Here is a 23,374-nt window from a genome sequence, read left to right on the forward strand (position 1 = left end):
ATAGCCTGCGATGTTTTCTGTTGTAGCTATCATGAAGAATCATCTCCTTTTTTTGTAAAATAGACTCTTGCTACTTGATTAAGATTCGATATTATTAACTTAGTACGAAAATGAAAATAGGGGGTTTCGCATTGAGTATAATTAAAACGATCGAATTATGGCCCGGAGCATCCAAGGATAGCATAGGTGATGATAACCAAGGATGTCCGAGTCTGACTTTGTATCCCACGTCTAAGGAAGGCTTGAGCTCTGCAGTTATAGTATGTCCCGGAGGAGGCTATTGTAGGCGTGCTGCTCATGAGGGGGAGCCCATTGCCAAATGGTTAAATGGACTTGGAATTTCAGCTTTTGTTTTGAATTATCGCGTAGCTCCCTATGAACACCCGATTCCACTCCAAGATGCACAACGGGCAATTCGAACGGTAAGGCATCACGCTGAAGAGTGGCAAATTGATCCGAACCGTGTTGGTATTCTCGGCTTCTCGGCAGGTGGACATTTAGCTTCTTCAGCCGGTACACATTACGATAAAGGAGATCAGGAATCAGTCGATCCGATCGAAAGACAAAGCAGTCGTCCCGATGTGATGGTGCTCTGTTACCCAGTTATTACTTTCTCCGGAGAGTATGGACATGAAGGTTCAAAGCTTAATTTACTAGGAAAAACACCGGATGAGAAGTTAGTCTCGCTGCTATCCAATGAGCAACAAGTAACAGCGCATACGCCACCGACTTTTCTCTGGCATACAGCTGATGATGCGGCCGTTGCCGTCGAGAACAGTTTGCTTTTTGCAGGGGCGCTAAGCCGTCATAAAGTGCCTTTTGATCTGCACGTGTTTGAGAGCGGACGTCATGGTATTGGAATAGCTGATGATCATCAGGAAGCTTACATTTGGCCTGAACTCTGTGCGAATTGGCTCAAAAAGCAACATTTTGCATGACCAAACTCTCTTACGAATGCGACATGCTTGGAGATTCGGCTATTGTGATTAGGCTTGGTGCGGACATTGATTTATCCATTCTGAATCGAGTACGTCAGGTAACAGCTTACTTAGAGAATAATCGTTTTGAAGGTTTTACCGAAATAGTAACGGCATATACAACAATCACGATTTATTATGATAGTTTCCAGGTTTACAACTACTATTCAGAAGAGGGAACTACCCGAAAAAATGGGCGTGCCAGCTGGACGAATACGTTACTACCCTATGACATTGTCTTATTACATATTCAAAATCTTTTGCATAAGTTTGAACATACAAATGAGGTTCATATTAACGAGCCTGGGACAACAATTGAAATCCCTGTTTGTTACAGTGAGGATTATGGTCCGGATCTTGCGGATGTCGCGGCCTATCATCGTGTCAGTAAGGAAGAGATCGTGCACCTGCATACCTCACAGATTTATCCGGTATATATGATTGGCTTTGCACCTGGTTTTCCTTATTTGGGCGGATTGGATGACCAGCTGGCTACACCAAGGAAATCGGTACCTCGGACGAGGATACCAGTTGGTTCGGTAGGCATTGGCGGCGCTCAAACAGGCATTTATCCCTTTGAAACGCCTGGCGGCTGGAATTTGATTGGTCGTACCCCATTGGCTTTATTTCGTCCGGAATCTGATCCACCATCTCTACTAAAGGTAGGAGATCAAGTAAGATTTGTATCCATTACGGCAGAGCAGTTCCAATATGAAAAGGAGAGGAACATGGGAAATGGGCTTTGAGGTCATCAAGCCGGGATTATTATCTACCTTGCAGGATGAGGGGCGGTATGGACAGCGGAAATATGGCGTCATTACATCAGGCCCCATGGACCTCTTTGCGCATCGAGCAGCCAATATACTCGTTGGGAATGATTGGGACGCAGCTGCTCTAGAAATGACTCTGCTAGGACCGAGTATGGTAGCGCAAAAGGATATGCTGTTATCTTTATGCGGAGCTGATATGGAAGCAGATAGGGACGGTATTCGAGTGCCACTGTGGCGACCATTTCTAATCCGTAAAGGAGACCAGCTAAACGTTCATTATGCAGTTATGGGGTGCAGAGCCTACTTAGCCGTATATGGTGGTTTCGAGGTGAAACCTGTAATGGGCAGTAGAAGCACCTATTTACGTGCGGGCATAGGAGGTCACCAAGGCAGAGCACTACAAGCGGGAGATGATTTGTCGGTAAGTAATGACGTGGTAGGCGATTATCTTCACCATCCAGGGTCTGTGAGTGCCTTTATTCGTCCGGGCTATGAAGAAAATCCAGTTGTAAGAGTCATACAAGGGAGGGAAGCTGCCCTTTTCACCGAGGCAAGCGTACGCAGCTTTCTGGCTCAAAACTATTTCGTTACTTCGCAATCGGATCGTATGGGTTATCGCTTGGAAGGGATGAGGCTCGAACTATCTGATGGCGTGCCGAGTGAGATGATCTCAGAAGCGGTCGTCCAAGGGACGATTCAAGTGCCCCCAAGTGGCCAGCCCATCCTGCTGATGGCGGACTGCCAAACAACCGGAGGCTACCCGCGCATCGCGCATGTCATCACGGCCGACCTTCCCTTAGTAGCTCAGGTGAAGCCAGGCGGAAAGATTCGTTTCCGGGAAGTCAGCCACCGGGAAGCCCAGGAGCAGATCTTGCTGCAGACGATGGATTTGCGGCTGCTTGAGGCTGGGGTTCGGGCTTGGGTTCGGGATCGTGGGGGGATTTAGGAACTGGAGAGCTGAAAGAGCTGAAGAACTGAAGGATTGAGGGATTGATGAGCTGAGGAACCGAGAAACTGAGGAACTGGGAGTGAGAATTCTGCGTATTGACTTAAATTGTGATATGGGCGAAGGCTTCGGCGCTTATCGCCTTGGACGGGATGAGGAGCTGCTTGACTTCGTCAGCTCCGCCAACATCGCCTGCGGGTTCCACGCAGGCGATCCCGCAACCATGCGCAGCACAGTGCAGCTGTGCTTGCGCAAGGGCGTCGCGATCGGGGCCCATCCGGGCCTTCCCGATCTACAGGGCTTCGGCCGGCGCGAGATCGCGATCACGCCGGCGGAGGCTTACGAGCTGACGTTGTATCAGCTCGGGGCGCTGCAGGCGTTCGTCCACGCCGAAGGCGGACGCCTGCAGCACGTCAAGCCGCATGGCGCGCTCTATCACATGGCTGCGAAGCGCCATGATCTCGCCGCGGCCATTGCGGCTGCGACCGCCAGCGTCAGCGCGGAGCTGACGCTGTTCGGCCCGCCCGGCAGCGAGCTGCTGCGGGCGGGTGCCGCCGCGGGGCTGCGGACCGCGAGCGAAGCCTTCGCGGACCGCAGCTACCAGCGGGACGGCACACTGACGCCCCGCGATCAGCCGGGGGCGCTGCTGTTGAGCGCCGCCGATGCTGCGGCGCAGGTCGTAAGGCTGGTCCGCGAAGGGAAGGTCCTCTCCCGAGAGGGAGAGGACCTGAGCATGCGCGCGGACACGATCTGCATCCACGGCGATGGTGTGCACGCCGTGGAATTCGCGCGCGACATCCGCGCGCTGCTAAACAGCAGCGGCATCGCAGTGCTGGCGCTCGGGCATTAATCACGGCGCTCGACACCGTCGTAACATCCCTTAGCATCGCTATAAAAGAGCCTTACGCCGCGTTCCTCAAACCGAGCGTCCAAGCCGAAAAACATGTATTTCCTACATGATTTTCGGCCATCAACGCCCGTTGAGCGCTGTTTACCTCCATTTTTTACATCAAATATCCCCCAATTCTCTGTAAACACACTTTTTAGCCAATTCTGATGCACTTTATGCATCTAATGATCCAATTTTGCTTCAGAGAATTCCACCTATATTGATGTACCTTCTGCAGGTAATGATCCAATTCTAGACCTCCTCCATGATTCTGAGTGCATTATGCAGTATCTGCTTTACTTCCTAGGCAGCTATGCTCTAGGTTCTTCGTGCACTTTTAGCAGCATTCCAATCATTCTGTTTCCCAGAACCACCCCTTCCTAGGAAAGAATCTTTATAACCATTCTTTCACTTGAGAACAAGCTGGAAATATGAGTAAATATAAAGGTAGCCGGCCGGCTAATTACTTCGGAAAGGAGTGATCAAAGTGATTACAACAAAAGCAGAGGTGGTCTCTGCGTAAGCAGAGTCCATCGTTCCAAACGGGGGTCGCTAGGCCCCCGCATATTTTTCCTGAATGAGTAGACAGCGAGATGCTTTTTACATATAATGAGAATGTGAACACGTAGTGAACACCATAAATTAGGAGAGACTTTGCTCTCCAACCCAAATTCAAAAATTAAACTATCTGGTGAAAGGAGTGCTTTTTAATGAACACAATGACAGTAGCGATGAATGTTGCGGCCGCCGCAGAGGTACTCGTCTCCTAACTGAATATCATTCGTGGAATAACCGTTCACCTGAATTGTATAATTGCATATACAACCGACAGGCACGATTATGATCGTGTTTTTTTTATTCCATTTTTTGAGAATGGTAGGAGGTTATGGGGCGATGAAGATACTCTCTGCAAATCAGACAAAGTTTAACTTTGCTCGACAATTTGAGGAGGTTTTCATCCATGAGTTACAAGAACGGGAAAGACGTTCTTCCCCCTAACCTATTAAAACAATTACAAGAATATATCCAAGGTGAAATTGTATATATCCCTAAGAAAGAGCAGAAGCGCGCTGGATGGGGAGAAAATAACGGAACACGTATTATCATTGAGCGCAGAAATCGAGAAATTTTCCGGTTGTACCAAACTGGTTCCACTGTGATGGAACTAATCAAAGTCTTTCATTTATCGGAAGACAGCATCCGCAAAATCATCGTGAAAACACGCGAATTAACAGCCAATCAAGCATAGAAGCAGCATCCCTAGAGGTGCTGCTTTTTTTTCGTTAGCCTGCTTAGTATAAATTGTCGTCAAATTGAAGGAAATGTTTTTAATTTCTTGAAATTAAAAAGAAAGAAAACGTTAGCAAGCGTCCGATCGCTTTTTGGAGGTGGTGCAAGACAAATGCAAGATGAGCTGGATATACGAAGTTTTATCGGCACACATGATGCCGATTTTTATGATGATGGATTTCACCGTCATTCGGCTGTTGAAATCAGTATCGTGCTGGAAGGACGGTGCTTGTTCGAGTGATCGAGGCGAAGCTGGATGGAAGCAGGGCATATCGTCATTATCCCGTCAGACTTGTCACACAGGTTTGAAGCCGTGACGAATGTGAGGTTCGGGGTTATTTTGCTGCAGGGCGTAACGGCTCGTACGATGGAGCTGGTTGCGAAGCTAGGAGGCAGCGGATTTACTGGCTACGGGGGCGGCGCAGATAGCTCGCCTTTATTCCTTGCTTTATCCAGATTGGACAAAGAGCGATTCGAGCGATTGTTCCGGGAGTGGCTGCGGATGAAAGCGTCGTTCTTAAAGGAAAAACAAGCCAATTATTCGGCATGGATGGAAGTGCTGCTGCTTTTTTCACTTGAACATTCGCAGCAGGATTTGCAGGGGATGACGGTGACGAAAGCGGCTGACTACATTCGTGAAAATGTGCAGGAATCGGTTCACATTTCTGATTTGGCAGAGATGGCCGGTTTTACGGAGGCCGCTTTTCGTCGCGTTTTTGAACAAATGTACGGCGTTAGCCCAAAGCAATATCAGCAGCAGTGTCGTTTGCAGGAGGCAAAATGGCTGCTTAGCTCAACAGATAAGGATATACGTGAAATCGCCGAGCAGGTAGGCTTTTTCAGGTTGCATTCCTTTTCACAGTGGTTTAAGGAACAAGAAGGTCTCCCGCCTACCGTTTGGCGGAAAAGTCAACGGTTGCAGCACGGTTCGATGTTGGACTAGTTGCGTTTTGCGTAAATTGTGGTTCGGTTTCCCTAAATACAAGCGCTTTCTGATTCGATATGCTAATGGAGTAAACGTAAACACTTAGGGAGGACACGACGGATGGAAAAAGTAAGAATTGGATTTATCGGTGTAGGCGGCATGGCAGAGTACCATATGAAAACATTGCAGCAAATCGATGACGCAGTGATTACGGCCGTATGCGACATGAACGCGGATCGGGCGAGGGAGATAGCTGAGACTTTCGGCGCAAACACGTACGAAACTGTGGAACAAATGATGGATGCGGGAGTTATCGATGCGCTTTATATATGTACGCCGCCTTTTGCTAGGGAAGGGATTGAAGAAGCGGCTGCAGCACGGGGCATACATCTGTTATCGGAGAAACCAATCGGCTTACATATGGAAGAGGTACGTCGTAAAGAACAGATCATTCGCGATTCGGGTATTATTCATTCGTCAGGCTATTGCTTGCGTTATCTGGATACTGTGCAGAAGGCAAAGCAGTATTTGGCTGATAAGCAAGTAGATATGGTGATCGCGTACCGAATTGGCGGCATGCCGGAAGTAGGTTGGTGGAGGCTCATGAATCGCTCGGGCGGCCAACTTGTAGAGCAATCGACACATCAAGTGGACTTGATTCGTTATTTGGCCGGTGAGTTTGACTACGTCCAAGCGAACTATGAGCAGAGACACATCCATCGGATCTATCCTGAGGCAACCGTGTATGATGTGGGTATCGTATCTTTCGGGCTACGCAGCGGAGCACTTGGCACGATTAGCAATACGAGCTTGTCTCGTCAAATTGGACGCGGGGACGTGGAGTTTTTCGGGCATGACTTCTACGTGTCAATAAGCGGTATGACGGTTCGGATTGTGGATGACACGCAAGACGTGACTTTGACGTCGGAGATGGATTTTTACCTTGAGCAGAATCGGGCGTTTGTCGCAGCTGTGAAAACAGGACTGCAGGAACTAGTGCTTGGTGATTATAGTGAAGCGGCAGCGACGCTTGAGGTTACGCTGGCGGCGAATGATTCGGCGGTTGCGAAGCGAACGATAACGATCACTTCGGCATAAGAGTACGAATGTTTCCATTTTGAAATACACGAGGAGGTTAAGGCATGTTAAAAGGAGTAAATCAATGGTGCTTCCCTGAAGGAATGCCGCTTCAGCAGTTATTCTCGATTAGCCGTGAGGCTGGTTATGACGCGGTTGAACTGAATGTCAATCCGTTAGGCGGTGTTGGCTTGACCATGGAGACGACTGCAACGGAAGCTGAGGAGATTGGCCGCATGGCAAAAGAGTTCGGTATTCAGCTGCGAAGCTTGTCTACCTCTCTGCTGTGGCATACTCCGTTATCTTCGGCGGACGCGTCTGTACGAGAGCAGGGGCGTCGCGTTGTAGAGAAACAGCTTGAGATAGCGGAACTGCTAGGTATTGATACGGTGCTTATCGTGCCTGGAGCCGTCAACGAGGAAACCTCGTACGACGATTGTTATAACCGCAGCTGTGGGGAACTAGCTTTGCTGGTGAAAGAAGCAGAAAGACGTCGCGTTCGCATTGGCATCGAAAACGTGTGGAACAAATTTTTGCTTTCGCCACTTGAAATGCGTGCTTATGTCGACGATTTGCAGTCTTCTTATGTCGGGGTTTATTTTGATGTAGGCAATATTTTGCATAACGGTTATCCACAACAGTGGATCAAAATTCTTGGTTCCCGTATTTTCAAAGTGCATGTGAAGGATTACCGACCAAGTGTAGGCACAGGCAATGGTTTTGTCCCGCTGCTCTCGGGCGATGTCAATTGGACGGCAGTTCGATCGGCGTTAGAGGATATCGGGTATACCGATACGGTAACGGCTGAAGTCGGTCTGTACGCAGAAAGTCCTCTGCAGACGGTATATGACACTTCTCGGCACTTGGATATTATACTTGGCGGAGCTGCACGATAGTGGGGAAGCCAGAAGAATCGCTTTCTTATAACAAAGTGATCGGACTCCAATTTTTCAATTTCGTCCTTCGTCAGCCAGGTTACCTCCATGATAGTGGGAATGTCTAATTTCTTGTACATGATCATTGGCATTGATCTAACTGGTAAAGAGATTTTCACTCATCAAGTGCGTAAATATATTAATGAGTAATTGATTTTGTTTAACTAGCTACATTGTTTGATGCTGCAATTCAAAATTGAGGAATTTTTTGGTGCTTAAACATTGACTTTGGACGTCAATGTTTAAGCACTTTTTTTGTTAAGGGATGTAGTAAAACAGTTCTTTGAGACATTATATATTGTTGTGCATGAAAATGCATTTAGCTCTTTGCGGATATTCTCACAATTGTTTCCGCCGCAATTGAGGTGTTTGCCGAGACCGGTTATTACAGAGCAACTACAGCACAGGTTGCTGAACGAGCTACAATATCGCAGCCGTATATATTCCGATTTTTCCGAACGAAAGAATTAAAAGAAACGTAAGGGAGGCAAAAGAGAGTCTCCTTCATAAAAAAATTTCCCATTTAGTGATTGACCAATCAATAACAAAATGATAAGATGAACTCAAGTTAGTAATTGATCAATAACAAATTAAGAATACGAAATGAGGCTGATGAAAATGGAAAAAGCGATTGTAATTGGAGCAACGGGCGGGACTGGAGCAGCAATCACGGAAGAACTTGTCAAACGGGGGGTATCAACCATTGCGTTTGGACGTTCACGCCAGAAATTGGAACAGTTTGCTGAAAAACTTGGAAATCCGAAGCATTTGACGCTCGCCTTTGGGGACGCAATGTCTCCTGACGACATTGTAGCTCAAGCAGGCGGTGCTGACGTATTGTTCCATTGCGCGAACGTACCCTACCACGAGATGGTGAATAAACTGATTCCGCTAGGCGAATCAGTGATGGAGGCGGCAGAACGGCTTGCGATTAAAGTAGTAGCGATTGATGGGATCTATCCTTATGGGAGAAAACAGATGGATCTTGTCACGGAAGAACATCCAAAGAAGCCTCATACGATAAAAGGAAAAGTACGCCTGAACTATGAACGGATGTTGTTAAGTAATCGATGGACTAAGGCAAAAGTAATGATTGTTCGTTTGCCTGATTATTATGGACCTACGGCTAATGAAGCCTCGTATTTAGGTTCAACCCTGGAAGCGATAGCTGCCGGCAAAATGGCTTTTTTCGTCGGCAACATGCATGTTCCCCGCGAATTCGTTTATTTACCGGATGCAGCTGCGATGGTTGCTGAGCTGGCAGGTAAAGACCTCGCATATGGACAGAACTGGAATATACCGGGTGCTGGGCTTATATCGGGGCGAGAGATCGTACGGATTGCACAAACGGCAAGCGGCCATGTTAAACCGGTCATTCCGCTGAAAAAATTAGGTTTATCGTTGATAGGTATGAGCGTGCCCGTGATGAAAGAAGTCGTCGAGATGCTTTATTTAACCGAAGAGCCGCTGACTTTAAGTGGAGAAAAATACAAACGGTTCATCGGACCGATCACTGCGACGCCGTTCCAGGAGGGGATTACTTCGACTGTTTTGGCATTGCAGGATAGTAAGGCAGCACAAAATAATTGATCAATCAATTACATTAAGAAGATGAAATATGATGTTTAGATCGTTTAATTTAAAGACATTCACAATGAGCTTTCTTCTGCTGATAATCATTCTGATTGGTGTGGGCATTTTTGCGGGTCCCTTTGATGATTCCCAACGGGCCACCATCGATGTCGACCGAAACGCCCAGGTCATCGTCGACCTTTCCATCGATATCGACGCACCACAGGAGACCGTATGGCGGATACAGACTGGCATCGACCAGTGGCCAACTTGGCAGAAAAATGTCTCACAGGCGCGGTTATCCGGTCCAATCGCGGTGGGAAGCACCTTCCAGTGGGAGACGCATGGGCTACCCATCGTCTCCACCATCCGAGAGGTTGATCCCATGCGGCGTATCGTTTGGGGGGGACCAGCACTAGGCATCGAGGGCATCCACGTCTGGACCATCACTCCCACCCCCAAAGGAGTCGTTATGCACACCACGGAGTCATGGGACGGTCCGCCAGTAGCAGCCGACCCCGACGGCATGCGCGCGGCACTCACGTCCTCGCTCAATGCCTGGCTCGCCGACCTCAAGATGACTGCCGAGGCGCAGAAATCATGAATCCCGAAGAAAGAAAGATGTTATTTTTGGCTAGAAGGATGCTATGCAGCATCGCGGAAGCCATTGGTGTACCCGAATTAAAAGGAACGTAAGTAGAGGATTAAGTTAGTGATTGATCAATAATAAATTAAGAAAACGAAATGAGGCTGATAACAATGGAAAAAGCAATTGTAATTGGAGCAACGGGCGGGACGGAAGCAGCAATCACGGAAGAACAGGTACGGGCCACCATCGATGTCGACCGAAACGCCCAGGTTATCGTCGACCTTTCCATCGATATCGACGCACCACTGGAGACCGTATGGCGGATACAGACTGGCATCGACCAGTGGCCAACTTGGCAGAAAAATGTCTCACAGGCACGCTTATCCGGTCCAATCGCGGTGGGAAGTACCTTTCAGTGGGAGACGCATGGGCTACCCATCGTCTCCACCATCCGAGAGGTCGACCCTACGCGACGCATCGTTTGGGGGGGGCCAGCACAAGGCATCGAGGGCGTCCACGTCTGGACCATCACTTCCACCCCTAAAGGAGTCGTCGTGCACACCACTGAGTCCTGGGACGGTCCGCCAGTTGCAGCCGACCCCGACGGCATGCGCGCGGCACTCACGTCCTCGCTCAATGCCTGGCTCGCCGACCTCAAGATGACTGCCGAGGCGACCAACTAAAAAGTAGCTGTCAAAAAAAAATTAGTATTAGACTGGAAATGTTGATTCCTCGCGGATTTTTGAATTCAAAACCTTCAGACTCCAAAAAATAAGTAGTAGACTGTGCCTAAAATTAAAAACAGCGACAGCCATGGGCGAGAAAAAAAGTCCAAGACTGTCGCTGTCGTCAATCCCGTCAAACCAGGATACGGCGTTTTCGGACAGCTTACGCTCGCCTGTTCCGTCAAGAGCGGATGAATATAAGTCATTGTCCATATCCTTGATATAATATAGCTTCTCTCCCAAAACCGGAAACGGCTTACCTCCGTGTTCACGATTTTCTTCGTTTCGTTCGTCTTTAACTCGATTTTATAAATCTTGTTCAAATCGCTGTAACCCTTCGAATCGGCGTAGGTAGCCCTGATATAAACATCGTCACCAATAACCTCTGCAGAATCACCGGTCCCGATGCCGGCGACTTTGAAGCTGCAGGCAGGTCTGGAATCAGGATCTGTCATTTGTGCGCTTGAGAGAAGGGATGCTTTCATGTCTCAGCGAATTAATGGAATTAAATGTGAAACATCTGAATTCATCGATTAGGTAGGAGGAGTCATTATGATTTCCGTATTCGTTTATGGCACATTGCTTGCGGGAGAGAGTAATCATCATGTTGCTGCACCTTTTTTACTCTCCGTGCAACCGGGTACGATATTTGGACGTCTATATGATGTAGGACTCTATCCAGCTCTTGCTCTTACGGAAGGGGGTCATAAAGTGATTGGCGAGTGGTTTGAAGTAACAGAGGAAGGGCTGCAAGCGATGGATATTCTGGAGGGTTACAACGGTCCCGGTGCCTCTAATGAGTATGAAAGAGTGTGGGTCAGCGATGTTAATGGCTTGCGTGAAGGCTGGGTTTATATCTGGGAAACCATTAGCGGGCTCAAAGAGATTAATAGCTCCTCATGGATAGCCTATTCAGCCCAAAAAAATAAGTAAAAAGTTCGGTTTATTTCGACAAATTCCTATCCTGCCAGAATGCATGATGCTATAATTAAGTTAATTTATTTAGGTTGAGGAGTACGCCATGTATGTTTATAAAATATTACTTGCAGATGACGAAATCGCGCTACGTTTTCTGCTTACTGAAACTCTTTCTGATGAAGGTTATGCCATCTCGGAAGTTGAAGATGGTCAACAAGCGATGGAGCAATTGCAACTAGAAACCTACGATCTTATCGTACTTGACTATATGATGCCGGAGCGGACGGGTGTTGAAGTCTGTGAATGGCTGCGGCATAGCGATAATGCCAATCGGGATATACCGGTTATTTTGCTGACGGCTAAAGCCTTAGAAAAGGACAAAGAAAAAGCCAAAGCAGCAGGCGTAACCACCTATATTGTTAAACCATTCAGCCCTCTTCAATTAATTGATACGGTCGGACAATTATTACAACGTTAGTTCGAACTATATAGAGATTATTTTATATATAAAAAAGGGTGATTGGCTGTCATGAGTAATACGAATCTAGAGGGGTTGAAGGACTCCAAGTCAGAATCGGATAGAGATGCAAAAATTCTTAGACAAGGAAGAAAGCTGTTTATTCGTGAATTCGAAAAGCAGCTTAAACAGCTTAACTCGCTGCTTGATACGGTCCAGTCAACGGCTGTAGCTGATGATTTAAAACAGTTTTATCGCATTGTTCATACGCTTAAAGGCAGTGCACCTATTTTTGGTTATGTCCGGATCGGTAAACTGGCTGAGGATATGGTTCGAGCCTGGGAATGGACACAATCCATGGATAATGACGGAGAAGAGTTACTCTTGGCGATCAACCCGATAATTGAAAGCGCAGAACGCAGTAAACAAGCACTTCGTGAAATGAATATGGAATATGATATCGGTGTTACGGAAATCCAGATGGATGAACAGCAGGATCCTGGAGGCGGCTCTTTGCTGGGGTCCATGAAGAGTCGATTGCTGCTTGTGGATGACGATGAGGTGCTGCGCACTTATTTGACCCGTCGTCTTCAACTCGATGATTGTATTGTTGATGAAGCAGCCGATGTGGAGAGCGCTATGAAGTTATTACGTGAACATACGTATGATTTGGTGACGCTGGATCTCATGATGCATCCTCAGTCTGGCTATGAGCTATTTGAATTTCTCAAAGAAGATCCTACATTGAAATGGTTACCGCTTATTGTATTGTCGGGACGTAACGATTTGAATGATAAAGTCCGCTGTTTTCACTTGGGAGCCGATGATTATGTGACGAAGCCATTTCAATACGAGGAATTGGCCGCAAGAATCTATGGGCTGCTCAAAAGAACAAAAAATTTCGAGCAGCTTGCCTTCCGTGATCCGCTGACCGGGGTGTTCAACCGTCGCTATTTTGATCTTCAAATTGGTATGGAATTACAGCGTATTGAGCGCTATCCGGCACCAATCTCGCTTGTTTTTATTGATATTGATTGCTTTAAACGGATTAATGATACTTATGGGCATCACGTGGGAGACTTGGTGCTCCAAGGCTTGGCTCATTTGCTGCAAGTGAACTTGCGTTCGACAGACCTGTTAGCACGTTTTGGCGGCGAAGAGTTCGTTATTGCCCTTCCGAATACAACGGTGGAACAGGCAGTTGAAACCATGCAATCCATACTTAATAAAGTACGTTTAAATGCAGTTGCACAGTACGAGGGACAAACCTTCTCGATCACCTTTTCAGCAGGTGTTGCAGAGTGGCATGAGGGGATGACGGTTGCGGAGTGGGTGGCTAAGGCTGATGATGCGATGTACCAAGCTAAGCAACAAGGCAGGGATAGGATTGTTAGCGCTTTGGAAGAGGATGAAGAAACAGAGCAACGTAAGTTGGCTGCCAGTCCGCAAATTGACAAGAAAAATTTGCTCATTGTGGACGATGATCCGATTTTACGAGCGATTCTCACTTCACATTTAGAGCATTTACCAATTACAATTACCCATGCTGCCGATGGTGAAGTCGCGCTCGGCTTGCTGCTCGCCAATACCTATGATGCTTGTATTCTCGATGGAATGATGCCGAAACTTGATGGGTTCTCATTGTTGTCGCAGATAAAGAAAGATCCGCGTCTAACCGTTCAAGACATGAAAGTACTTATGCTTTCAGGTAAGAAGAAGGAAGATGATCTAGCCAAGGGTTTTCAAATGGGAGCTGACGACTATATGACGAAGCCGTTCTCTCTCGTTGAGTTGGAAGTTCGAGTGAGAAAGTTAATGAACTTAGTGTGATAAAACAAATAATAAACTCAAAGCTGCTTCTGCCATATTATGGCGAGCAGCTTTTTATTTCGTCAACTTTGTATTTGACTTCTAAAAAACAAAATGAAGGATTTGCGGGTTTGCATCATGCCAGCTGTTATCTCTTTGACAGGGTGGAGGAAAGGGCAGGGTGAATGTGAAGCGATTAACGGAACACCTTATTGATCTCTTTGATTGGGTTTGGTCAGTCTCGACTATGGCAAGTGTTTTGGTTGTGCTGATTATAGTGATGCAGCAAGTGCTAAGACATCGTTTAAAACCAAGATGGCATTACTTGATGTGGCTGTTGGTTATTGTACGCTTAATTTTGCCATGGGGCCCAGAGAGCGAATTCAGTATTTATAATTGGATCGGTTACACTGATGCCGTTCATTCGGCTGTACAAGTTAGTCAGGAAGAAATACTTACAAGAGCTGTTGTATCGGAAACTGCTGCCTATTCTGTTTACCGGAATTTAGTTGTTGTATGGCTGGTTGGCGTGTGTTTTTTGGGGATATATACAATCCGGATCAACAGGAAATTTGCCCGAAAAATGAAAAATGAAACGGTTGCGATAACCGATGAAAGAGTACTGGGGCCTTTCAATCAATGTAAAAAAATGATGTCGATAAATAAAACCATTGCTCTTGTTGAATCTTGCAATTTGGCAACACCAACCCTATTTGGTCTTGCAAAACCCCAATTGATTATGCCCAAAACCATTTTAAACAGCTTGAATGACGATCAATTGCAGCATGTGTACCTACATGAACTGGCTCATAGCAAGCGTAATGACATTGGAGTCAATTGGTTCATGCATGCTCTACTGATTATACATTGGTTTAATCCAATTCTTTGGTATGCATATCGTCGAATGCGGGAAGATCAGGAAATCGCAAGTGATGCTCTCGCACTCAGCTGCCTTACTCCTGATAAAAGCCAGGACTATGGATATACGCTTATCAAATTGTTGGAAAATTTCTCGCGACCTGTTCAAGCTGTTGGAAATGTAAATTTAACAGGAAGCAAAATACAACTGCAAAGGAGAATTAAAATGATCAAACAATTTAAAACAAATTCGTATCGTTGGTCGTTTCTTGGGATAGCAACTATTATCTTCATAAGTGGGTGCGCGTTAACGAATCCTAAGGACAGTTCGACATCTACACCATTGCAAAGTACGGCAGTTACCGAAGAAAAAGTAAAACAGCAGGATTCTGTAGATTCAAATGTGACGGCTTCTGAAGAGACAACGAAAGTGGCCGTTTCCGTAGTACCGCAGACAACTCCCTCGGATGAGAAGTCGAGACCGGCGGCATCCGTTGGGGTGCAGTCAACGGTGTCGGATGACAAGCCCAGAGCGGCGCCGGTAAGTCCGGGACCAAGAGTGTTGGATGACAAGCCGAGAGCGGTGCCGGTAAGTCCGGAACCAAGAGTGTTGGATGACAAGCCGAGAGCGGTGCCGGTAAGTCCGGAACCAAGAGTGTTGGATGACAAGCCAAGAGTGGCATCTCCCTTAAGTCCGCGACCAACGGCCGCTGCTGCTGACTAAACTAACTGTCTTTTATATTATTTATCAGGAAGAAGAGAACGACCAAATCTAAATAATTGTTAAGTAGAGGAGTTGCTAATCGGCAGCTCCTTTTTTTGTTTACTAAAGGACTTATTAAATGGAATAAAAAACCAATAAGTTTTTTGAATAATAAATGCTATAATCAAATTCGTCTATATATAATGACCGCTAGTTAATTATCCTGTGTGTTCAGTTAGAGTGAAAAAAGGAAGGTTAAGGAAGAAATATATGCATAATTGGTCAAAGGCACTTAATTTTAGAACTCCTTTTAAAATCTCTTTGGTCTATATGCTTTTGGGAAGTCTATGGATTATCCTGTCCGATAGATTTATGGACATTCTTAACTTATCAGGGGCAATCACTATTCATTCAACTAAGGGTCTATTTTATGTTTTTCTTACAGCATTGGTTCTATATTTGTGGGTAACACGTTTGAAAAAGGCCCTTACGGAAAGTGATGAACGATACCGAATACTTGTAGAACACTCACCAGAACCGTTAGTTGTTCACAGTAAAGGGAAAATAGTCTATATCAATCCTGCCGGTGCCGAAATATTTGGCGCAGCTAGCCCAGAGGAACTTATTGATTATCCCGTAATGAATTTGGTGCATCCCGATTATATTGACATTGCCAAAGAACGAATTAGGCCTCTCGAAGAGGAGAGGGTACCGGCAGCTCCCATTGAGCAGAAATTTCTTCGCGTCGATCGTCAAGTTATTGATGTAGAGGTCATAGCGGTACCTATTATCTACTTAGGTAAACCGGCCGTACAGCTTATATGTAGGGATATCACTGAGCGTAAACGAGCCCAACGTATGTTGGAAGAAAGAGAGCAGAGTTATAAGTCCCTTGTTGAAAATAACCCCGATGCTATATTTGAATTGGATCTTAATGGACGAATACTTAATATGAACCCAGCTACAGAAAGAATTACGGGCTATCAGCAGGAAGAGCTGCTTCATCAAAGCTTTTGTCATTTTATGGTAGACGGTGATCACTTTAAAGCATTAAATTTGTTTGAAGCGTCGACAAAAGGTGAATCAAACAGCATCGAAGTCGCCATTACGAATAAACGAGGCTACTTTGTCGAATTAAACTTAAAGATGGTTCCTATTATCATAAATGATAAGATCGATGGCGTTTATGGTATCGCTAAAGACATCACCGAACGTAAAAGGACAGATGAGCTTCTGCTTAAATCAGAAAAACTATCGGTAGTGGGGCAGCTAGCCGCCGGAGTTGCTCACGAGATTCGAAATCCATTAACTTCTCTTAGAGGATTTGTTCAATTATTACAAACCAAAACGGATAATTATGATGAGTATTTTCAAATCATGTTGACTGAATTAGACCGAATTAATTATATCGTGAGCGAGTTTTTGGTTATTGCCAAGCCGCAGGCCGTAAGTTTTGAGATGAAGGATCTTCGCAAAATTCTTCATGATGTGATCTCGCTGTTTGACACACAAGCAATTCTTAATGATGTGCAAATTCATACGACATTTGATTCGGACATTCCGTTAATCAATTGTGAAGAAAATCAATTAAAACAGGTCGTTATTAATATTCTTAAAAATGCGATTGAAGCGATGTCAGAAGGCGGTACTATCGAAATTCTAATGAAGGTAGACGACGATAAACTCGTTATTCGGTTTATTGATCAGGGGTGTGGAATTTCGGAAGAACGAATAGCGATGTTAGGAGAACCCTTTTATACGACAAAAGAAAAAGGGACCGGATTAGGATTGATGGTGAGCCAAAAAATCATTGAAGCACACCACGGGAGACTTCATATAAAGAGTCAGATCGATATAGGAACAACGGTTGATCTTATTTTACCTTTAGATCCCAATGGATAGGCTTATATTAATGAACTCCTAGATAGGGGTTTATTTTTTTATAAAAAAGACGATTACTTGACAAACAAATTAGCCTAAAGTTAGCATAGTGTTATGATGACAACTCGATGTAGAGAAGAATAGGAATAGATTTACACCAAAGGAGGAACGATCATGTACCAGGGAGACGAACAAAGCCAGCTTGATTTAAGATTATTCCGAATCTGGAGTAGAGCTTCCAAAGCTATTGCTGATAATACCAAACGAGATATCGAAAGTCATGGAATCAGTCCTGATCATTTTATGATTCTAGAGCTTCTCTATAACAAAGGACCTCATCCTATACAAAGGATTAGTGAAATATTTAGTATTCCAAGCGGGAGTATTACTTACGTGGTAGACAAGCTTGAACAGAAAGATTATGTAAGACGACAATCAAGTCCAACGGATAGAAGAACTTCCAATGTCGCCCTTACTGAAAAGGGTGAAACCTTATTTAATGAGATTTTCCCGAAACATGCTGCCGTTATATCTGAGAATTTGTCCTTTATAAGCAACGAAGAAAAACTTCAGATGATCGATCTATTAAAGAAACTGGGGTTTGGAGCACAAGAACTCAGTAAGGATAGATAAAACAATGCAAATCAATTTCAAGTTATCCAGGCGTTACTGGATAGCTTTTTTCATTTAGATGCCTTGTTAAAAATGGTTGACAAATAAATATCCTAATGTTAGTGTATATTGTAATAACATAAGGATATCTAATTGTAGTTTATCTATGATTAGGTGAAAAAAGGGGAGAGTTTAGATGAATACAGCAGTAATTATTATTCAAATCATTTTAGCACTTGGGTTTTTGATGTTCGGTGCCATGAAGTTCGGTTCAAAACAAATGGTGGATGAGTTTACACGTTATGGGATGCCTCAGTGGTTTAGGGTAATCACTGGCTTGCTCGAAATTGCCGGAGCCGCACTACTGGTTGCAGGAATTTGGAACGACAGTCTTATTGTTATTGGCGGATTGCTATTGGCCGTTATTATGGCTGGAGCCGTCATAACGCATCTACGTATTAAGGATCCTGTATCTAAAATAGGTATGCCCATTATTTTATTCATCCTTACGTTGGCTGTCTTGTTTATAAAATGAGAAGTATTGCTGTAATGTTCGAACCAATAAATGCCGGGTCCTGTTTAATAGGATCCGGCTTTTTGATTGTTATTTTGCTTATACCCACTCGCCTTTAGCTGTATATATCGTTTTACCGCCGATTTGAATAAAGATGTGGTCTTCTTTCTGAGATGCCCGATGATACAGAATGGAAGGACGCATGATTTCAAAGCCTTGCTCAACGCTGATATCGATGGACTCATTGCCGAAATAGCGATAATTGACCAAGTATCCGGCCAAATCGCCATTGGCGCTCCCTGTAGCTGGATCTTCGGGAGCGCCGAAATATTCACCGAATACCCTTACATTTAAAGTGTTACCTGCCTGATAAGTCTCTGGACAAAAGACTAATATCATTTTAGCTGAAAGCTTTTCAATCAGATGGAAATATAGATCGCGATTCACAGTGCATCGCTGAACGTCTTTCAAGCATTTTAGTGGGACGATAAGGGCTGGTAGGCCAGTGGAAACCTCCTGAATGGGATACCGCGAATCAATGGCCAACGCTGGAATTCCTAAAACAGCTGCGATCGTATCTAGATCGATAATTTCTCCGAAAATAGGCGGCTTCTGCTGCATCCAAGCCATGCCGGGATTCTTTTCATCAAAAGTGACCGGTATTTGACCGATTTTTAAGTTAAGCGCAATTTGCTGGACAGGGTGTCCTATGATATCTTTTTGAATGATGTAGGCTGTCCCCAAAGTCGGATGTCCAGCGAACGCAACCTCTTCTTTCGGGGTGAAGATACGCACATCATATCCACCATTAATAGGCTCTTCCGACAGGATAAACGTTGTTTCGGAGAAGTTCATCTCGCGGGTAATGGCAAGCATTTCCTCTGTGGATAGGTGGGCAGCATGACGAAAAACGGCGAGCTGATTGCCTTCATATTTATGCTCGGCAAATACATCAACGATCGAAAAAGATAATGGCTGTTTAGACATGATCCCCACTCCTATGAATGAATTTATAGATGAATACACCTTACCATATTGTGTTTAATTTGCGAATTCGCTCCGGGTAAGGTTTGCGACAGAGCTGCTTTCTGCTAGAGTAAGGGTATAGGAAATGTTACACGAAAAGGAGTGGGGCGGATGTCTGACAAAGAAAATCTGGTGCGCTTCGGTATCTCCATGCCGCAATCTCTCATAGAGCAATATGATAGGCTCATTGCCTTGCAGGGCTATGATAATCGCTCTGAAGCCATACGTGATCTTACGCGCAAAGCGCTGTTAACGTCCAGCAGCATGCAGCCCGACGAAACCGTGGCTGGAACGATCGTGATGGTGTATGACCATCATATTCGCGATTTGCCGATTACCTTGATGGAACTTCAACATGATTATCACCATGCAATTATTTCAACGATGCATATCCATTTAAACCATCAGCAGTGCTTGGAAATATTAGTAGTTCGCGGTAAGGTACAGAAGCTTAGAGAGCTTCAACAGCGGATTCAAGTACTCAAAGGTGTAGGATATGCGGAGTTATCTGTCACTCATGTGGACGAGCAGGGTCACTCGCATGAGCATCCTTATTCTCATTTGTAGAATTCGTAGATGTCCTGTTTTTTTGATAAAATTAAGGCACGGAGGTGCGATATGTCAGTTAAAAAGTGGTTCAGTTTAGAAGAGGCTAATGAAATGCTGCCGTTTATCGATCAGGAATTGAAGAAAATGCAAGCATTGAAGCACATTTTTGAGGAAAAATATACAGAGCTCCGTATAAAGAAAAATGAGCATGCAGAGAAACCCGGCGCTGAGAAGGATCCGTTTTTCGTCATGGAAGCAGAGCTGGAATTCCTTCAAATCGAAGCGCGCGGGCTTATTCAAAATTTTCATCTTACGGGTGTAGAACTCAAGGATATAGATACAGGTCTTGTCGATTTTCCAGCGTTGATGGAAGGACAAGAAGTACTGCTTTGTTGGAAACAGGGAGAGGATAGAATTCGCTATTACCATGGCAAACGGGATGGATTTGCTGGACGTAAACCGATTTCGGAATAGAGGACATACGATGCAAAGATCTTTACGTTACACGGCCAAACGCTTTTTGGTCATGCCTTCATTGTTTATATGCATGTTCGCCTTTATTCTATTGAGCGCAGTTGCTGTTCCTCAAACGGCATCTGCTCATGCGTCATTAGTACAGGCCCAACCTGAAGCGGGCACCAAGCTTGAAAGCTCACCGCCTCAAGTAGCCGTTACTTTTAATGAACAGTTAGACGCAGGACTTTTTTATATCAAAGTATTGGACCATAACGGTGACGAAATTACAAGTAATAAAGCTTATATGAACAAAGAGCAGACAGGTTTAATTCTTGATCTGCCGAAGTTATCTGAGGGCTTTTACTTGATCAGTTATCACGTTATTTCAGCTGACGGACACCCCGTTGCAGGTAGTTATCCGATAACGATTGGCAATCCACCGCAAGAAGAAGCTCTCGATCTGCCTTCTGTATATGGCGGGCACAATCATGGAACTGGTCAGTTAACAACGAAAGATATCCTGCAATATGCGTCTCGCGGACTGTGGTATTTGATGTTGTTGACGTTGACGGGTTGGGTTATCTGGTTAAGGTTGTCGGGAGCAGGCGGGACCGGTACCCGAAAAGCACCTTCAGCTTGGACTCTCAATCTGCAGCGTGCACAGTTAGTAGCCCTATTGCTGGTCATTTTCACACACATCGAAGCTCTACTTGGTGGTGGAGGGGCCCAAGAGATATGGAAACTATTTAGTGCAACCACTATCGGTATTTCCTGGGCGCTTTTGTTAGTGTTATCCTTCCTTGGATTTGTACTTGTAGGTAGGGGGAAGTGGCTAGATTTATTATGGCCTTTGAGTTTACTAGCGGTGAAAAGCTTTAGCGGTCACGCGGCTTCATTCACTCCAGTATGGGCAACAATCGGGCTAGATTTTATCCACCTGGTCGGCGCGGCATGTTGGGTTGGGGGCTTAGTGCTGCTTTATGCGAAATGGCGTCAGAAAAGTGATGATGTCAGTTCCTATATGCAGCAATTTTCGAGAATGGCTTTGATCTCCATTCTTGTACTTACTCTATCAGGTTCCTTATCCGTCTTGTTGTTCCTGCCAAACTTACGTTACTTGCTTTACACTTCGTGGGGAATATTGCTGCTTGTGAAAATAGGTGCTGTTGCCCTTGTTGTACTCATAGGTTTTATTATTCGGCTCCATTTGCGCAAACAGAAGGCCAAACAATCTGTTCTTTGGGTAAAGGTTGATCTTACCTTTATGGTCATAATCGTGCTGCTGGTAGGGCTCATCACTTATATGGCGCCAATTCCTGTCAACGAACCGCTAGCGTGGCATCAGATGGGTGAAAAGGTCCATGTATCTGCTGATATTACGCCTAAAATCCAGGGAACCAATACTTTCGTAGCGAAAGTATGGCTCCCAGAAAAAGCAGGGAAACCGAAGCAAGTGCTCATGCTGCTTCATTATTTAGACGATAAAGAAATGGCGCCTATTTCTGTGCCAATAACCATTTTCGAGGATAGCACACAAGAAGAATCTTACGGCTTTGTGAAATTCAGCTATAAAGCGCAGGGCGCGTACCTGCCGTTCCGAGGCAATTGGGAATTAGAGATGCGTGTCATGGATGCGGATGATAATGAAACGGTGTACAACAAAGAATTCATGGTGTATTAAAATTGTTTGAATATTTGATGGCTGAAAGTGGGTGGCGATAATGGCATGGATTCAAGTGCTCGATAAAGAACATTTGTCGGTCAAATTTGATGACAAGGATGAGGTGGCATTGCTGGAGATTAACGATGGCGGCATCTCGCCTAATTATGTAACCATTCGTTTAAATGAAATAGAGATTGATGATCTGATCGAGGCTTTACAACGTATTAAACAAGCCATTCAATAATAATGGCTTGTGTAGGAGGAGGGGCACATTGTGCCCCTTTTTTGCGTTGATAATTAGATAAACCCGCCATTGACACGGATTGTTTGACCCGTAATCCATTGGGATTCTTCACTTGCCAGAAATAAGACAATGTTCGCAATATCGTCAGGCTCACCGATTCGCCCAAAAGCGTTCATTTTGCGCATAACTTCTATTTGCTCCTCTGTTTTTCCCACTGTAAAGAGTTCCGTGTTAACTGGACCGGGGGCCACTGCGTTAATCGTAATGCCTTTCGGGCCAAATTCCTTCGCAAGTTGGCGAGTGAACTGTTCAACAGCTCCTTTGGTACCGGCATAAACGCTGTATGTCGGGAACATACTACCGAGGACCGAGGTTGAGAAGTTAATGATTCGGCCATTATTACTCAAGTATTTGGCTGCTTGTTGGCAAGCAAAGAAGGTACCTTTGACATTGACATTAAACTGCTTGTCGAAATCTTCTTCTGTGATACTAGCTATAGGTTTAGTTATCATGAGGCCAGCGTTATTGACTAGAATATCAACTTTACCATAGGCTTCAATCGTTTTCTGGAACATGAGCTCAATGTCAGACACGCGGCTAATATCAGCGTGAATGGCTGTTGCGATTCCACCGTTCTGTTCAATCCCATGAACGACCTCTGCAGCTTTCGCTGGATTGCTGGCGTAGTTTACAACAACTTTGGCTCCGTTTCGAGCCAACTCCTCTGCGATCTCACGTCCCATTCCTCTAGACGCTCCTGTGACTAACGCAACTTTACCGACTAATTTTTTCTCCATTTTAATTCCTCCTCATATGGGTTCAAACGATCCGTTGATTCAAACTTGGTTGATATTGATTTGATTATAACAGGTTGGAAACGAAAATCAAGTGACAATATTATATTTTTGTCATTGATTTAAACGTTACTGTCCATAAATTTGATTGGATGATAGTTTTCCATCAAGTCATTAAGAGATAGTAGCTTAGCT

At 45.1% G+C, this 23,374-nt stretch carries 26 protein-coding genes and 1 pseudogene; 24 read left to right on the forward strand and 3 right to left on the reverse strand.

The window, feature by feature from the left end; translation table 11 throughout:
- Positions 1-137: 137 nt before the first annotated feature.
- The 13 genes and pseudogenes from QFZ77_RS10540 to QFZ77_RS10600 all read left to right on the forward strand — a co-directional run bounded on the left by QFZ77_RS10540 (position 138) and on the right by QFZ77_RS10600 (position 10,653).
- On the forward strand, positions 138-938 hold the full coding sequence (locus QFZ77_RS10540; RefSeq protein ID WP_373462731.1) for an alpha/beta hydrolase: 801 nt from the start codon (positions 138-140) through the stop codon (positions 936-938).
- The gene (gene pxpB / locus QFZ77_RS10545; RefSeq protein ID WP_307439194.1) at positions 935-1,723 is read left to right on the forward strand and encodes a 5-oxoprolinase subunit PxpB; all 789 of its coding nucleotides are present in this window, start codon (positions 935-937) and stop codon (positions 1,721-1,723) included. Before QFZ77_RS10540 ends, pxpB begins: the two co-directional genes overlap by 4 nt.
- The gene (locus QFZ77_RS10550; protein WP_307439196.1) at positions 1,689-2,693 is read left to right on the forward strand and encodes a 5-oxoprolinase subunit C family protein; all 1,005 of its coding nucleotides are present in this window, start codon (positions 1,689-1,691) and stop codon (positions 2,691-2,693) included. The genes pxpB and QFZ77_RS10550 overlap by 35 nt, the downstream gene beginning before the upstream one ends.
- A gap of 88 nt (positions 2,694-2,781) precedes the next feature.
- Positions 2,782-3,543: a LamB/YcsF family protein gene (locus QFZ77_RS10555; protein ID WP_307449399.1), complete on the forward strand. Its 762-nt coding sequence runs from the start codon at positions 2,782-2,784 to the stop codon at positions 3,541-3,543.
- Between the two features lie 1,000 nt (positions 3,544-4,543).
- Positions 4,544-4,831 carry a CD3324 family protein gene (locus tag QFZ77_RS10560; protein ID WP_029194044.1) on the forward strand — a complete coding sequence of 96 codons (288 nt, stop codon included), beginning with the start codon at positions 4,544-4,546 and terminating at the stop codon, positions 4,829-4,831.
- 153 nt (positions 4,832-4,984) lie between these two features.
- Complete coding sequence (locus QFZ77_RS10565) at positions 4,985-5,113, forward strand: hypothetical protein (protein ID WP_307439200.1); 129 nt, start codon at positions 4,985-4,987, stop codon at positions 5,111-5,113.
- Between the two features lie 15 nt (positions 5,114-5,128).
- Entirely contained in the window at positions 5,129-5,815 is a 687-nt protein-coding gene (locus QFZ77_RS10570; protein WP_307439202.1) for a helix-turn-helix domain-containing protein, read from the forward strand.
- 102 nt (positions 5,816-5,917) lie between these two features.
- Positions 5,918-6,895 carry a Gfo/Idh/MocA family protein gene (locus QFZ77_RS10575; RefSeq protein ID WP_307439204.1) on the forward strand — a complete coding sequence of 326 codons (978 nt, stop codon included), beginning with the start codon at positions 5,918-5,920 and terminating at the stop codon, positions 6,893-6,895.
- Positions 6,896-6,939: 44 nt separating this feature from the next.
- A complete protein-coding gene (locus QFZ77_RS10580; RefSeq protein WP_307439206.1) occupies positions 6,940-7,770 on the forward strand; it encodes a sugar phosphate isomerase/epimerase family protein in 831 nt (276 codons plus the stop codon).
- A 374-nt stretch (positions 7,771-8,144) separates the two neighbouring features.
- Positions 8,145-8,276: pseudogene (locus QFZ77_RS10585) on the forward strand (helix-turn-helix domain-containing protein); the annotation flags it as partial.
- Positions 8,277-8,427: 151 nt separating this feature from the next.
- Positions 8,428-9,399, forward strand: a complete 972-nt coding sequence (locus QFZ77_RS10590; RefSeq protein ID WP_307439208.1) for an SDR family NAD(P)-dependent oxidoreductase — start codon at positions 8,428-8,430, stop codon at positions 9,397-9,399.
- Between the two features lie 28 nt (positions 9,400-9,427).
- Complete coding sequence (locus QFZ77_RS10595; RefSeq protein WP_307439210.1) at positions 9,428-9,985, forward strand: SRPBCC family protein; 558 nt, start codon at positions 9,428-9,430, stop codon at positions 9,983-9,985.
- A gap of 155 nt (positions 9,986-10,140) precedes the next feature.
- On the forward strand, positions 10,141-10,653 hold the full coding sequence (locus QFZ77_RS10600) for an SRPBCC family protein (RefSeq protein ID WP_307439213.1): 513 nt from the start codon (positions 10,141-10,143) through the stop codon (positions 10,651-10,653).
- 74 nt (positions 10,654-10,727) lie between these two features.
- Here the strand turns inward: QFZ77_RS10600 and QFZ77_RS10605 are convergent, their stop codons facing one another.
- Positions 10,728-11,150 (reverse strand): hypothetical protein, encoded by a 423-nt coding sequence (locus QFZ77_RS10605; RefSeq protein ID WP_307439214.1) that lies wholly within the window; start codon positions 11,148-11,150, stop codon positions 10,728-10,730.
- A 97-nt stretch (positions 11,151-11,247) separates the two neighbouring features.
- On the opposite strand from QFZ77_RS10605, the gene QFZ77_RS10610 reads away from it, so the two are divergent.
- The 7 genes from QFZ77_RS10610 (at position 11,248) to QFZ77_RS10640 (ending at position 18,468) form a co-directional block, all read left to right on the forward strand.
- Positions 11,248-11,628: a gamma-glutamylcyclotransferase family protein gene (locus QFZ77_RS10610; protein ID WP_307439216.1), complete on the forward strand. Its 381-nt coding sequence runs from the start codon at positions 11,248-11,250 to the stop codon at positions 11,626-11,628.
- An 88-nt stretch (positions 11,629-11,716) separates the two neighbouring features.
- Positions 11,717-12,091: a response regulator gene (locus QFZ77_RS10615; RefSeq protein ID WP_307439218.1), complete on the forward strand. Its 375-nt coding sequence runs from the start codon at positions 11,717-11,719 to the stop codon at positions 12,089-12,091.
- A 51-nt stretch (positions 12,092-12,142) separates the two neighbouring features.
- Entirely contained in the window at positions 12,143-13,900 is a 1,758-nt protein-coding gene (locus tag QFZ77_RS10620; RefSeq protein WP_307439220.1) for a response regulator, read from the forward strand.
- A gap of 160 nt (positions 13,901-14,060) precedes the next feature.
- Complete coding sequence (locus tag QFZ77_RS10625) at positions 14,061-15,461, forward strand: M56 family metallopeptidase (protein WP_307439222.1); 1,401 nt, start codon at positions 14,061-14,063, stop codon at positions 15,459-15,461.
- A gap of 219 nt (positions 15,462-15,680) precedes the next feature.
- Positions 15,681-17,342: a PAS domain-containing sensor histidine kinase gene (locus QFZ77_RS10630; RefSeq protein ID WP_307439223.1), complete on the forward strand. Its 1,662-nt coding sequence runs from the start codon at positions 15,681-15,683 to the stop codon at positions 17,340-17,342.
- A gap of 153 nt (positions 17,343-17,495) precedes the next feature.
- Positions 17,496-17,954, forward strand: coding sequence for a MarR family winged helix-turn-helix transcriptional regulator (locus QFZ77_RS10635; RefSeq protein WP_307439225.1), 459 nt, complete (start codon positions 17,496-17,498; stop codon positions 17,952-17,954).
- A gap of 175 nt (positions 17,955-18,129) precedes the next feature.
- Entirely contained in the window at positions 18,130-18,468 is a 339-nt protein-coding gene (locus QFZ77_RS10640) for a DoxX family protein (protein WP_307439227.1), read from the forward strand.
- A gap of 78 nt (positions 18,469-18,546) precedes the next feature.
- Here the strand turns inward: QFZ77_RS10640 and QFZ77_RS10645 are convergent, their stop codons facing one another.
- The gene (locus tag QFZ77_RS10645) at positions 18,547-19,434 is read right to left on the reverse strand and encodes a PhzF family phenazine biosynthesis protein (protein WP_307439229.1); all 888 of its coding nucleotides are present in this window, start codon (positions 19,432-19,434) and stop codon (positions 18,547-18,549) included.
- A gap of 150 nt (positions 19,435-19,584) precedes the next feature.
- Here QFZ77_RS10645 and nikR point away from each other — a divergent pair, with 150 nt between their 5' ends.
- The 4 genes from nikR to QFZ77_RS10665 are packed head-to-tail and all read left to right on the forward strand — an operon-like array spanning position 19,585 to position 22,385.
- Positions 19,585-20,040 carry a nickel-responsive transcriptional regulator NikR gene (gene nikR, locus QFZ77_RS10650; RefSeq protein ID WP_307439231.1) on the forward strand — a complete coding sequence of 152 codons (456 nt, stop codon included), beginning with the start codon at positions 19,585-19,587 and terminating at the stop codon, positions 20,038-20,040.
- 51 nt (positions 20,041-20,091) lie between these two features.
- Positions 20,092-20,496, forward strand: a complete 405-nt coding sequence (locus QFZ77_RS10655; RefSeq protein ID WP_307439233.1) for a DUF2203 domain-containing protein — start codon at positions 20,092-20,094, stop codon at positions 20,494-20,496.
- A gap of 10 nt (positions 20,497-20,506) precedes the next feature.
- Positions 20,507-22,159, forward strand: a complete 1,653-nt coding sequence (locus QFZ77_RS10660; RefSeq protein ID WP_307439236.1) for a copper resistance CopC/CopD family protein — start codon at positions 20,507-20,509, stop codon at positions 22,157-22,159.
- Between the two features lie 40 nt (positions 22,160-22,199).
- Complete coding sequence (locus tag QFZ77_RS10665; RefSeq protein WP_307439237.1) at positions 22,200-22,385, forward strand: hypothetical protein; 186 nt, start codon at positions 22,200-22,202, stop codon at positions 22,383-22,385.
- 53 nt (positions 22,386-22,438) lie between these two features.
- Here the strand turns inward: QFZ77_RS10665 and QFZ77_RS10670 are convergent, their stop codons facing one another.
- The gene (locus tag QFZ77_RS10670; RefSeq protein ID WP_307439239.1) at positions 22,439-23,182 is read right to left on the reverse strand and encodes an SDR family oxidoreductase; all 744 of its coding nucleotides are present in this window, start codon (positions 23,180-23,182) and stop codon (positions 22,439-22,441) included.
- Positions 23,183-23,374: the final 192 nt, after the last annotated feature.

The sequence above is a fragment of the Paenibacillus sp. V4I3 genome (assembly GCF_030817215.1).
Classification (GTDB): Bacteria; Bacillota; Bacilli; order Paenibacillales; family NBRC-103111; genus Paenibacillus_E.

Bases quoted from the DNA above. Each gene is read 5' to 3' on its own strand.
- pxpB (WP_307439194.1), top strand. From the start codon at position 935: ATGACCAAACTCTCTTACGAATGCGACATGCTTGGAGATTCGGCTATT.
- QFZ77_RS10550 (WP_307439196.1), top strand. From the start codon at position 1,689: ATGAAAAGGAGAGGAACATGGGAAATGGGCTTTGAGGTCATCAAGCCG.
- QFZ77_RS10560 (WP_029194044.1), top strand. From the start codon at position 4,544: ATGAGTTACAAGAACGGGAAAGACGTTCTTCCCCCTAACCTATTAAAA.
- QFZ77_RS10565 (WP_307439200.1), top strand. From the start codon at position 4,985: ATGCAAGATGAGCTGGATATACGAAGTTTTATCGGCACACATGATGCC.
- QFZ77_RS10570 (WP_307439202.1), top strand. From the start codon at position 5,129: ATGGAAGCAGGGCATATCGTCATTATCCCGTCAGACTTGTCACACAGG.
- QFZ77_RS10575 (WP_307439204.1), top strand. From the start codon at position 5,918: ATGGAAAAAGTAAGAATTGGATTTATCGGTGTAGGCGGCATGGCAGAG.
- QFZ77_RS10580 (WP_307439206.1), top strand. From the start codon at position 6,940: ATGTTAAAAGGAGTAAATCAATGGTGCTTCCCTGAAGGAATGCCGCTT.
- QFZ77_RS10590 (WP_307439208.1), top strand. From the start codon at position 8,428: ATGGAAAAAGCGATTGTAATTGGAGCAACGGGCGGGACTGGAGCAGCA.
- QFZ77_RS10595 (WP_307439210.1), top strand. From the start codon at position 9,428: ATGATGTTTAGATCGTTTAATTTAAAGACATTCACAATGAGCTTTCTT.
- QFZ77_RS10600 (WP_307439213.1), top strand. From the start codon at position 10,141: ATGGAAAAAGCAATTGTAATTGGAGCAACGGGCGGGACGGAAGCAGCA.
- QFZ77_RS10605 (WP_307439214.1), bottom strand. From the start codon at position 11,150: ATGACAGATCCTGATTCCAGACCTGCCTGCAGCTTCAAAGTCGCCGGC.
- QFZ77_RS10610 (WP_307439216.1), top strand. From the start codon at position 11,248: ATGATTTCCGTATTCGTTTATGGCACATTGCTTGCGGGAGAGAGTAAT.
- QFZ77_RS10615 (WP_307439218.1), top strand. From the start codon at position 11,717: ATGTATGTTTATAAAATATTACTTGCAGATGACGAAATCGCGCTACGT.
- QFZ77_RS10620 (WP_307439220.1), top strand. From the start codon at position 12,143: ATGAGTAATACGAATCTAGAGGGGTTGAAGGACTCCAAGTCAGAATCG.
- QFZ77_RS10635 (WP_307439225.1), top strand. From the start codon at position 17,496: ATGTACCAGGGAGACGAACAAAGCCAGCTTGATTTAAGATTATTCCGA.
- QFZ77_RS10640 (WP_307439227.1), top strand. From the start codon at position 18,130: ATGAATACAGCAGTAATTATTATTCAAATCATTTTAGCACTTGGGTTT.
- QFZ77_RS10645 (WP_307439229.1), bottom strand. From the start codon at position 19,434: ATGTCTAAACAGCCATTATCTTTTTCGATCGTTGATGTATTTGCCGAG.
- nikR (WP_307439231.1), top strand. From the start codon at position 19,585: ATGTCTGACAAAGAAAATCTGGTGCGCTTCGGTATCTCCATGCCGCAA.
- QFZ77_RS10655 (WP_307439233.1), top strand. From the start codon at position 20,092: ATGTCAGTTAAAAAGTGGTTCAGTTTAGAAGAGGCTAATGAAATGCTG.
- QFZ77_RS10660 (WP_307439236.1), top strand. From the start codon at position 20,507: ATGCAAAGATCTTTACGTTACACGGCCAAACGCTTTTTGGTCATGCCT.
- QFZ77_RS10665 (WP_307439237.1), top strand. From the start codon at position 22,200: ATGGCATGGATTCAAGTGCTCGATAAAGAACATTTGTCGGTCAAATTT.
- QFZ77_RS10670 (WP_307439239.1), bottom strand. From the start codon at position 23,182: ATGGAGAAAAAATTAGTCGGTAAAGTTGCGTTAGTCACAGGAGCGTCT.